Raw genomic sequence first — 11,019 nt, 5'->3', positions numbered from 1 at the left:
CAGGCCACTTTGATCTGTCTTCCTTGCTGGGGTTATAGTAGCTATTTTCAAGCGGCAGGTCCCCGTCGCAGCTGTTCGATTCCATTCGCAGATGTTACACCCTGACCCTGGCTTCTTCCCAGACAATCCTTCCTTCCGAAAAGGTCATAACCGGCCACCCCTTCGCTTTCCACCCGCCGAAGGGAGTGTTTTTTCCTCGGGAAGCAAAGGTATCCGGCTCGACCGTCCGTTCCTCCGCTAAATCAATCACCGTCAGGTCGGCGGTCATCCCTTCCTCCAGCACTCCCCGGGACAATCCGAAACATTCCGCCGGGATTCGGGTCATCCGATCCACAAGCTGGGCCAGAGTCAGTTCTCCAGTCAGCACCAAATGGGTGTACAGCAAGGGAAAAGCCGTCTCCAGACCGACAATGCCGAAGGGGGCTTTTTCCATACGCTGCGCCTTCTCCTCGGTGGTGTGAGGGGCGTGGTCTGTGGCAATAAAATCGATCGTGCCATCCTTCAACGCTTCCAATAGGACTTCCCGGTCCCGGACCGAACGCAATGGCGGGTTCATTTTAAACCGGGAATCCAACCCCGGAATATCATCCTCACACAAGAGCAGATGATGAGGAGTAACCTCCGCCGTTACCCGCTGTCCCCTGGCTTTGGCCTCCCGTACCAAACGGACCGATGCTTCGGCACTAATGTGACAGACATGGTAGTGAACTCCGGTATCCTCCGCCAGCAGGATATCCCGACCGACATGAACCGCCTCCGATTCTCCGGGAATCCCCGGCAGTCCGTACCGTTCAGCAAACCGGCCATCGTGAACACAGGCTCCGGGCACCAGAAGGTCTTCCTCCTCGCAGTGGGCCACCACCGGCAGACCCACAGCGCTGGCCAGCCGCATCGCTTCCTTCATCATTCGCGAACTTTGGACGCCGACACCATCGTCGGAGACCGCTACTGCCCCGGCTTCCTTCAGGGCCGCCATATCCGTCAGTTCCTTCCCCGAGGATTCCCTGGTGATCGCGGCGATGGGCAACACACGGGAATACCCTTCCTTCTCGGAAGTCTCCTTGATCCAGCGAATTCCCTCAGGGCTGTCGGTCACCGGCCGGGTGTTGGGCATACAGGCGACTGCGGTATAACCCCCTCTGGCCGCTGCCCGGGTTCCGGTGGCGATCGTCTCCTTCTCTTCAAAACCCGGGGAGCGAAGGTGAACATGCATGTCGATCAGACCCGGAATGACCAGCTTTCCCGCCAAGTCAATCCATTCGGCGCCATTCTCAGTCATGTTCCTACCGATTCGCTCCACTCTTTCTCCGTTAAGAAGAATATCCGCAGGAACCTGTTCACTGCTGTTCCCGTTCAGAATCCGCCCGTTCTTCAGAAGCCATTTTTTCATCCGTTCATTCCCCCTCGAATGGCTCGTTCCAATACGGCCATACGGACCCATACTCCGTTGGACATTTGTTCAAAGATCCGGGATCGGGGATGTTCCACCAACTCCGGCGCCAGTTCCACTCCCCGGTTGACCGGTCCCGGATGCATAATGACCGCATGGGACTGCATTTGATCCAACCGTTCCACTGTCAGGCCGTAATCCCGGTGATAGGCCTCTCTGCCGGAGTAAAGAGCTTCTTCGTGCCGCTCCAACTGAACCCGGAGCATCATGACCACATCCGCCTGCCGGATCGCCTCATCGATCGACCGGTATTCGGCCTGTTCCTCCAGAACCGGATCCCGCATCGACTCCGGTCCGCTCAAGATGACCCGGGTTCCAAATTTCTGCAACGCCCACAGATTGGACCGGGCTACTCGGCTGTGCTGAAGATCCCCGATGATGGAGACGGTCAGGCGGCCCGGGTCGCCAAAACATCGTCTGATGGTATACAGATCCAACAGTGCTTGAGTCGGATGACCTCCGTCACCCTCTCCGGCGTTAACCAGACACAGCCCGGGATCCCGATCCGCCATCCTGGCGAGGAGTCCGGTCCCCCGATGCCGGACCACCGCCACCTTGACACCGATGGAAGACAAGGTGCGGAGGGTGTCGTAAAAAGACTCTCCCTTGACGGTGCTGGCGGTCTCCCCGTCCAAGTGGAGCACCTCCATCCCCAGTCTCTTTTGTGCCACTTCAAAAGAGATCCTGGTACGGGTGCTCGGTTCAAAAAAAAGGTTGGCGGCAAAAAACCGCTGATACATGGTGTGACCGGCTTCAGGGTTCTTTTTCCAAAACGCCGCCCGGTCCAGCAGTTCTACAATCTCCCGCCGGTCCAGGCGATCCGTATCGATCAGATGACCGGTATCGATTTTGGTTGGAATCATGTCGATCCCTCCTTCGGATATGAAAAAACTCCTTCCGGAAGAGGAAGGAGTCATCTCAATCTCTGCTTGCACAAAAGTCAACCTGTGATACAGGCTGTCATGAGAAGCACCTTCCTCGGCCTCACAGGACCGGATTTAAAGGATACGAAATATGGAGCACGAAACGGAACTATGCCGCTTCTCGGAAGGTTGTGTCCTGTTCCCCGGCGGCACTGTTTTTGGGGAGAATCAGGTTTAACAGGATTCCCGCCAGGGTTGCCAGAGCCATTCCCTCCAGTTCAAAGTGAATACCGGCGAATTTCAGGGCCGCCCCTCCTACACCGATCACCAGCACAACGGAAGCAATTACCAGATTGCGTTTGTCACTGAAATCAATTCCGTTATCCACCAGCATCCGCAGACCGGCGGAAGCGATGATCCCGAACAGGAGGATGGAGGCACCTCCCATGACCGCTTGGGGGATGGTGGAAATCAATGCGGACAGTTTCCCGATAAAGGAGAAGGAGATAGCCAAGGCGGCCGCTCCGGCAATCACATAAACACTGTAAATCCGCGTGATCGCCATCACCCCGATATTTTCACCGTAAGTGGTGTTCGGCGGTCCGCCCAGCATCGCCGCGATACCGGTAGCCACTCCGTCCCCGAGAACCGAGCGATGCAAGCCCGGGTTTTTAGCCAAATCCCGGTCCATCATTTCTCCGGTAACCATCAGGTGACCGATATGCTCCGCCATCGTAACCAAGGCCACCGGGATCATCATCAAAGCGGCAGAGGCGGAAACTTCAGGCGTGGTAAAGGCAGGAACCGACAGCCAGGGGGTTTCCTTCACCGCGGTCAGGTCGACGAGTCCAGTGAAATAAGCGACCGTATAACCTCCGACAACCCCCAAAAGAACCGGAATCAGCCGGAGAAATCCCCGGAAGAGGAGGGTGGCGGCGATCGCAATGGCCAGAGTGACCAAGGCGACACCAAAATGCTTCAGGGAATAAACCTTCAGCGTAACGGTTCCCGCTTCCTGATCCAGATTTTCCACCGTTCCGGGCAGATCCTGATACTCTTGTACCGTTTTCGGAGCTTCCTTCACCACTTGCTCCGTACTGGCCATATCGATGGCGGTACCCGCCAGGGAGAGACCGATCACGATCACCACGGATCCGATCACCACCGGAGGAAGCAGAAAGTGAAGCCAGCCGGCTCCGAAGCGCGAGATGATCAGGGCGACGACCCCGTAGATGATACCTGCCAGTAGACAGCCGAACATGGCGGCTCCGGTTCCCTGGGTTTGCGATACGGTGATGATCGGAACGATGAAGGCGAAAGAAGATCCCAGATAGGCGGGGATTTGCCCCCGAGTGACCCATAGATAGGCGATGGTACCGATCCCGCTGGTCAGCAAAGCCATCGCCGGCTCCAACCCTGTCAACAGCGGTACCAGAATGGTGGCACCAAACATGGCGAACAAGTGCTGGAGACTGAGAGCCAACCATTTTGCCGTTTTTTCCGGTTTTTCGTGTACGTCCAACACCATGGAAGGTTTCATTTTTCACTCCCTTTCCCTATAAAAAAACTCTCTGCCCTACCGGCAGAGAGGCGCGTCCCGGAATACACCGCACACAGGCGACGGGTACCACAGGAAAGCGTCCCCCTTGCCGGCCTCACGGGACCACCTTAAAGGGCGACGGATTTTCTACTTTTTCAGGTTGACCTGATCCCGCTGATCGATTTCGGATACGGTCACGGCGACAATTTCACTTCTGGAAGTGGGGACATTTTTCCCGATATAATCCGGGCGAATCGGAAGTTCCCGATGGCCTCGGTCCACCAGGACCGCCAGTTGAATCATCCTGGGGCGTCCTCGATCGATCAAAGCATCCATCGCCGCTCGGACGGTACGCCCGGTGTACAAAACATCATCCACCAGAATGATCGTGCGGCCGTGAATATCAATCGGGAGTTCCGTTTCCCGGACTTCCGGCTGTTCCGATCGTTCGGTGAGATCATCGCGGTACAGGGTGATATCCAGTTCCCCGACCGGAACCTCCTCCCCTTCGATCCGCCGAATCCGTTCCGCCAGCCGTTGGGCGAGGTAAATACCCCGGGTGCGAATCCCGATCAGCACACACTCCGATACACCCTTGTTGCGTTCGATTATTTCATGAGCGATCCGGGTCAGTGCCCGACGGATAGCCGCTTCATCGAGAATGGTTTTTTCCCTCGACATCGAGGAACCTCCTTCCACCAAACCAAAAATGCGCTTTCGCCGAGAGAGGGGCGAAAGCGCATCAATCATCACCATATGAAATCGCATCCCTTTGCCAGCCTCTCCGGACTGAATTAAAAGGTTCCTGTTCAGTTGCTCCTATTATCCCTCAACCCGACCCATCTGTCAATGCCGATTCAGATGGTGTTTTTTCTCAATTGATTCACCAGTCGCTTCATATCCTCAGGCCAATCGACCTCCAGGCGGATCCGTTTTCCGGTTCGGGGATGATCGAAACCGAGCTCCTGAGCGTGAAGAGCCTGTCCTTGAATCGGATCCTTTTGCTTGCGGGAACCATAGACCGGATCTCCCAGCAAGGGATGACCGATGTATTTCATATGAACCCGGATCTGGTGGGTGCGTCCCGTCTCCAGCCGACACCGCAGCATAGTGGCCTTGTCAAACCGTTCCAACACCTCGAAATGAGTAACGGCACTTTTCCCGTTTTTGTATCCCACCGCCATCCGTTGTCGATGGCGGGGGTCTCGCCGGATGGGGGCATCCACGGTTCCCCGATCGTGGGGGAGGTTCCCATAAACCAGTGCTATGTAGGAACGGTCCACTTCGTGCCGTCTCAACTGCTCCGCCAAGGAGCGATGGGCCCGATCGTTTTTGGCGGCCATAATCAGGCCGGAAGTATCCTTGTCGATGCGATGGACGATCCCCGGTCGAATCACCCCGCCGATTTCCGATAAATCCTCACAATGCGCCAGCAGGGCGTTTACCAGCGTTCCGCAAAGGTTTCCCGGCGCCGGATGAACCACCATTCCCCGGGGTTTATTCACCACGATCACATCAGAATCCTCATAAACCACATCCAGGGGAATCGATTCCGCCTCCACCTTCAATTCCACAGGAGGAGGCTCCGACACCTCTACTCGCTCTCCGATTTTCAACCGGTAGTTTCCCTTTACAGGACGACCATTCACCCGGACACGATCTTCCCTGATCCAGGATTGGACAGCCATGCGGGACCAGTTCTCCCCCATCATTGTGACAAATTTGTCCACCCGTTCCCCGTCGGCGGACCCTTCCACCGTCCATGCATGAGACCTTGAATGCTTCATCAGCGGTCGTCCCTCATTTCCTCGGATAAGCCCTCTTCCCGATCGGTTCCGGATTGCCGCAATGTCATCACCATTAAAATACCCACTCCGATCACAATCGCTGAGTCGGCGATATTAAAAATGGGATAGTTGATCAGACGGAAATCCAAAAAGTCCACCACTTCCCTCAAACGGACCCGGTCGATCAGATTGCCAACGGCTCCTCCCAGGATCAAGGCCAAGGACCAGGACATCAAAGGCGGCTCGCGGCGAATTTTTGTCAGATAGACCACGATTCCAACCACCACAGCAAGGGTCACAATGATAAACAACCATTGCTGGTTTTGGAGAATACCGAAAGCCGCTCCTCGATTCCGGTGGGACGTAATATAAAAAACATCGTCCCACAAAGGGATGGACTCGTAAAGACTCATCCTTTGCAGGACGAACCATTTCGTCACTTGGTCCAGCAGTAAAACCGCCAAAGCCGCCAAGTAATACCTCAAAATTCCCCTCCCCCTGTCCCTTCCAGCATCAGCTGTGCTGTCAAACTTCACATTTTTATATTTTATCACAGGCCAAATAGGCCCACAACTGCGCAGGAAAAGGTGGATTAGTCCGTCGGATCCTCATCCTCTTCCTCTTGCTTGCGGCGGTATGCGTCGTTCCGGGTCACTTCCGGAATCGGGTCCTGCGGACGTCCATCCCGATCAGCCAGTGCGATTGCTTCCATATCATCCACATATCCTCGGCGCTCGTTTTGATCGATGGTCAAGTCGTTGTAATCCGTTCCCTCCCGGAAATAATCCGGCGGGTTGGAGGTACCGTAACGCTCCACGTCCTGCCAAGCATCTTCTCCGTCGTAAAAGTTTTTACCTTTGCGGTCGTTAAATGGTTCACCGTAGGGAGGGTTTAATAAATCCTCTTCGACGGGACGGCGGTTGGAAATATCCCGGTCCCGCTGATGCTCCACACAATAGGCGGTTTCCGGAACCGCCTCCAAACGTTCCAAAGGGATCTCTTTGTCGCACACCACACAAGTTCCGTACTCGCCGGTGTCCATCCGGGCCAAAGCCATCTCCACCTCTTCCAGCTGTTCTTCGTCTTCCTCGTTTAAAGCCAAATCCTTGCCCCGTTCATAAAGCTCCGTTCCGATATCCGCCGGATGATTATCATAACCGGAAAGTTCCCCGATGGACCGATTCATCCCCTCCTCCATCCCGTAATGGCGGTTTCCCTCCAGTTTCCTTTTCAATCGTCTCCGCTTGCTCTCCAGCTTGTTTTGCAACTGGGCCCGCTCTTCTTCCGTCACCTGTTCCGTCTCCTTTCACTCCGTATTTAGCCAATCGCATGGTTCAATCATAGCGTAACCCGTTTTCTCCGAATACTTGCGGGGAATTTGTATAGATCATCCCGTTGGGTTCGCATGAATAACAAGTAACTGCCGGTCAGATAATGAGAAAAAAGTGGACATGGATAAGGAGCGATTTGATGTTTTATCACATTAAAGAATTGCAGTATGAAGCCAAACCTGATCGACCGGATCCGGTTTATGCCAAGAAGCTGCAAGAGATTCTGGGGGGTCAATTCGGCGAAATAACCGTTATGATGCAATATTTATTTCAAGGTTGGAACTGTCGTGCGGACCAAAAATATCGGGATATGATTTTAGACATTGGAACGGAAGAGATGGCTCATGTGGAGATGATAGCCACCATGATCGCCCGGTTGCTGGACAATGCTCCAATCCAGGATCAAGAAGAAGCCGTAAAGGATCCCCTGATCGGATCCATTTTAGGTGGTATGAATCCCCAGCATGTGATTGTATCCGGATTAGGGGCTACTCCTACAGACAGTGTCGGATATCCTTGGAATTCCCGTTACACCATTAGTAGTGGTAACCTTTTAGCTGATTTCCGAGCAAATTTGAATGCGGAGTCTCAGGGGAGACTCCAAGCCGTTCGTTTATATGAGTCAACTACCGACCCGGGGGTTCGCGATATGCTTTCCTTCCTTATCGCCCGGGATACGATGCACCAAAATCAGTGGATGGCCGCCATTGAAGACCTGGAGCAACAACAAAAAGCCGTGGTCCCTGCAACATTTCCGCAGGAATTGGAAAAACAGGAGGTTTCCTATTCCTTTATGAACTTCTCAGAAGGCGAAGAAAGCAAGAAAGGACGCTGGGCAAAGGGAAAAAGTCTGGATGGGCAAGCAGAGTTTGAATATGTTTCTCATCCTACTGCGATGGGACCTCCACCCGTTTTGAATCCGTCACCGCCAAACGTTCATGACACTCCAAAAAGGGTGACTAACCAATATATTGATTAACCCTGCTACTGAAATCGGGTTCCTCCTCCGGCTCATTTTCCCCAGAATAAACCCCGGTGCAAGGAACGGCCTGAAAGACCGTCTCGCACCGGGGCTTTTTCTGTCAAAGGCACTTCTCCTTATTCCACTTCTTTATCATGTTTTTCAACGATTTCTGTACAACGGGCGCACAAATCGGGGTGATCGGCATTTTGGCCGACATGGGGGCTGATCACCCAACAACGCTGGCATTTCTCGCCCTCAGCGGGGCGGATTTGTACCCGGATACCGTCGCCCTCCACCGTTTCGCCGACCGGCTGATCTCCGGGCTGATAAAGTTGCACATGGGACACAATCAACAATTCCTCCAGACTGTCGATACTGTTCAACAGTTGAAAGTTCTCCTCCGAAGGGAAAATGTTCACCGCCGCCCCCAGAGAATTGCCGATCACTTTCTCGTTTCGGGCCTGTTCCAATGCTTTGAGAACGGTATCCCGCAGGTTCATCAGAGCATCCCATTTGGATTCCAACTTTTGATCCTGCCACTCCTCCCGCACCGTCGGGAATTCCTCCAGTTGAATGCTGACCGAATCCGCTTCCGGAACATACGTCCAAACTTCCTCCGTCGTATGGGGCAAAAGCGGGTGAAGCATCTTGACCACGGCCTGCAGGATCTCATACATCACCGTTTGAGAGGATCGCCGCTTGCCGGAATTCTCCGGCTCCGTATACAGGCGGTCTTTCAGCACATCCAGATAGAACTGGCTTAAAAAGACTGTGCAGAAGTGGTGAATGTCGGAATACACCGAGTGGAACTCATACCTCTCATAAGCTCGGGTCACCCGTTCCACCAACCGCTGTAATTTCAGCAAGGCATAGCGGTCCAATTCGTTCAATTGATTGTAAGGGATCCGGTGGGCCGCCGGGGAAAAATCGGACAGATTGCCGAGCAAAAAGCGGAAAGTGTTGCGGAGTTTCCGGTAAACTTCAGCGATTTGCTTCAGTATTTCCTCAGACACCCGTACATCGGCCTGGTAATCGACAGAAGACACCCATAGACGCAAAATGTCGGCTCCGTAGGTTTTCGTCACTTTCAGGGGGTCGATCACATTACCGAGAGACTTGGACATCTTCCGACCGTCACCATCCAGGGTGAATCCGTGACTCAACACCTGGCGATACGGAGCCGTTCCTTTCGTCGCCACCGCTGTGGACAGGGAAGAATTAAACCAACCCCGGTACTGATCGGAACCTTCCAGATACATATCCGCCGGCCAAGCGGTCTCCTCCCGTTGCATCAGCACCGAAGCATGGCTACTGCCGGAGTCGAACCAGACATCCATGGTGTCCGTCTCTTTTCGGAAGCTGTCATGGCCGCACCGGGAACAGACCGCCCTCTCCGGGAGAAGTTCATGGGCCTCCCGGGCAAACCAGGCGTTGGATCCTTCTTTCTCGAAAATATGCGCCACATGTCCGACGGAAGTGTCAGTAATATGGTGATGACCACAAGATTCGCAGTAGAAAATCGGAAGAGGAACTCCCCATACCCGTTGTCGGGAAATACACCAGTCGCTCCGCTCCGCCACCATATTGGACAAACGAACTTCCCCCCAGGCCGGAAACCACTCGACATCCTTGATCGCATCCAGCAACTGTTCCCGGAAGCCGTCGATGGAAGCGAACCACTGTTCCGTCGCCCGATAGATCACCGGTTTCTTTGTCCGCCAATCATGGGGATATTGGTGCGTGATGAAAGAGAGTTTCAACAGATGTCCGGCTTCTTCCAATTTTTGTGCAACCATCTTGTTGGCGTCGTCGTAAAAGGTTCCTTCGAAACCGGGAGCTTCTGCAGTAAACCTCCCTTTGCCGTCCACCGGACACAGCACGCCGAGATCGTATTTTTGGCCCAATTCAAAGTCCTCGGCTCCGTGACCGGGAGCGGTGTGGACACAACCGGTACCGGCATCCAGATTAACATGGTCCCCCAGGACCAGAGGACTCTTTCGATCGTAGAAGGGATGACGGCAGGTGACGCCTTCCAAATCCGAACCTTGAAAGGTCCGTCCTTTTTTGTAATTTTGCATCCCCGCCAACTCCATGACATCGTCAACCAGTTCCTCCGCCATCAACAATTGCCGGTCCCCCGTCTCAACCAAGGTATAACGAAGGTCCGGATGGAGGGCGATGGCCAGGTTCGCCGGAATCGTCCAGGGAGTAGTGGTCCAGATCACCACATGGGCATTTTCCTCCGGGAGCAGTCCTTTCCCATCTTCCACAGGGAAGGTGACATAGATGGAGGGGGAACGCTTGTCATGATATTCGATTTCCGCATCAGCAAGCGCTGATTCCGAAGAAGGCGACCAGTAAACAGAGCGAAATCCCCGATAGATATAACCTTTTTTCACCATTTCGCCAAAGATCCGAATCTGCTGGGCCTCGTACTCCGGGCGCAGGGTGAGATAAGGATTTTCCCAATCTCCGGTCACTCCCAAACGCTTAAACTGCTTTTTCTGTTTTTCCACAAAGGACAAAGCATAATCTTTGCACCGATCCCGGAAGGTAACGGGATCCGTTTTCTTGCGATCCACCTTTTTCTTGGTGGTCACCGCATGCTCGATCGGCAGTCCATGAGTGTCCCACCCCGGAATATACGGGGCATCATATCCCTGTAACGACTTGAACCGGACAATCACATCCTTCAATACCTTATTCAAGGCATGGCCGATGTGAATATCACCGTTGGCATAGGGGGGGCCGTCATGCAGAATAAATTTCGGTTGCCCCTCCCGCTTTCTCCGCACTTGCCCGTAAATGTCGATCTCATCCCACCACCGCTGCATCTCCGGCTCCCGGTTGGGGAGATTCCCCCGCATCGGAAACTTCGTTCGGGGAAGATTCAAGGTTTTTTTGTAATCCATGTACGGTTTCACTCCTTCCAATAAAAAAACTCCTCAATCCCTGATAGGGACGAGAAGTTTCCCGCGGTACCACCCTGATAAGCCCGGATCCAACCTCAGTAAAGGTTGGTTGGCTCTCTCCATGATTCTTATCGCGAATCACACGGTCCGCCCTACTTTTCATGATCATTTC

Annotated in this window: 9 protein-coding genes and 1 other annotated feature (1 of these 10 only partly in view); of the genes, 1 reads left to right on the top strand and 8 read right to left on the bottom strand. The window is 53.9% G+C overall.

Annotated elements, in window-relative coordinates; translation table 11 throughout:
• Positions 1 to 94 precede the first annotated feature (94 nt).
• The 7 genes from pyrC to CHM34_RS15125 all read right to left on the bottom strand — a co-directional run bounded on the left by pyrC (position 95) and on the right by CHM34_RS15125 (position 6,931).
• Positions 95 to 1,390: a dihydroorotase gene (gene pyrC / locus CHM34_RS15155; RefSeq protein WP_094265452.1), complete on the bottom strand. Its 1,296-nt coding sequence runs from the start codon at positions 1,388 to 1,390 to the stop codon at positions 95 to 97.
• On the bottom strand, positions 1,387 to 2,313 hold the full coding sequence (locus CHM34_RS15150; protein ID WP_094265451.1) for an aspartate carbamoyltransferase catalytic subunit: 927 nt from the start codon (positions 2,311 to 2,313) through the stop codon (positions 1,387 to 1,389). The genes pyrC and CHM34_RS15150 overlap by 4 nt, the downstream gene beginning before the upstream one ends.
• Positions 2,314 to 2,482: 169 nt before the next feature.
• Positions 2,483 to 3,853 (bottom strand): solute carrier family 23 protein, encoded by a 1,371-nt coding sequence (locus CHM34_RS15145; protein WP_094265450.1) that lies wholly within the window; start codon positions 3,851 to 3,853, stop codon positions 2,483 to 2,485.
• Between the two features lie 147 nt (positions 3,854 to 4,000).
• The gene (pyrR, locus tag CHM34_RS15140) at positions 4,001 to 4,534 is read right to left on the bottom strand and encodes a bifunctional pyr operon transcriptional regulator/uracil phosphoribosyltransferase PyrR (protein ID WP_094265500.1); all 534 of its coding nucleotides are present in this window, start codon (positions 4,532 to 4,534) and stop codon (positions 4,001 to 4,003) included.
• A gap of 176 nt (positions 4,535 to 4,710) precedes the next feature.
• On the bottom strand, positions 4,711 to 5,640 hold the full coding sequence (locus tag CHM34_RS15135; protein WP_094265449.1) for an RluA family pseudouridine synthase: 930 nt from the start codon (positions 5,638 to 5,640) through the stop codon (positions 4,711 to 4,713).
• Complete coding sequence (gene lspA / locus CHM34_RS15130; RefSeq protein WP_094265448.1) at positions 5,640 to 6,125, bottom strand: signal peptidase II; 486 nt, start codon at positions 6,123 to 6,125, stop codon at positions 5,640 to 5,642. Before lspA ends, CHM34_RS15135 begins: the two co-directional genes overlap by 1 nt.
• A 107-nt stretch (positions 6,126 to 6,232) precedes the next feature.
• On the bottom strand, positions 6,233 to 6,931 hold the full coding sequence (locus CHM34_RS15125; RefSeq protein ID WP_094265447.1) for a TraR/DksA C4-type zinc finger protein: 699 nt from the start codon (positions 6,929 to 6,931) through the stop codon (positions 6,233 to 6,235).
• 179 nt (positions 6,932 to 7,110) lie between these two features.
• Here CHM34_RS15125 and CHM34_RS15120 point away from each other — a divergent pair, with 179 nt between their 5' ends.
• Positions 7,111 to 7,950, top strand: coding sequence for a manganese catalase (locus tag CHM34_RS15120; protein WP_094265446.1), 840 nt, complete (start codon positions 7,111 to 7,113; stop codon positions 7,948 to 7,950).
• A gap of 119 nt (positions 7,951 to 8,069) precedes the next feature.
• On the opposite strand, the gene ileS is transcribed toward CHM34_RS15120, so the two are convergent.
• Positions 8,070 to 10,847: an isoleucine--tRNA ligase gene (ileS, locus tag CHM34_RS15115; RefSeq protein WP_094265499.1), complete on the bottom strand. Its 2,778-nt coding sequence runs from the start codon at positions 10,845 to 10,847 to the stop codon at positions 8,070 to 8,072.
• Between the two features lie 42 nt (positions 10,848 to 10,889).
• Positions 10,890 to 11,019 (bottom strand) — a binding site (T-box leader); it runs 112 nt beyond the window's last position.

It is taken from the genome of Paludifilum halophilum (assembly GCF_002245355.1).
In the GTDB taxonomy this organism is placed as follows: Bacteria; Bacillota; Bacilli; order Thermoactinomycetales; family DSM-45169; genus Paludifilum; species Paludifilum halophilum.
This window is presented reverse-complemented; position numbering and strand designations above follow the sequence as displayed.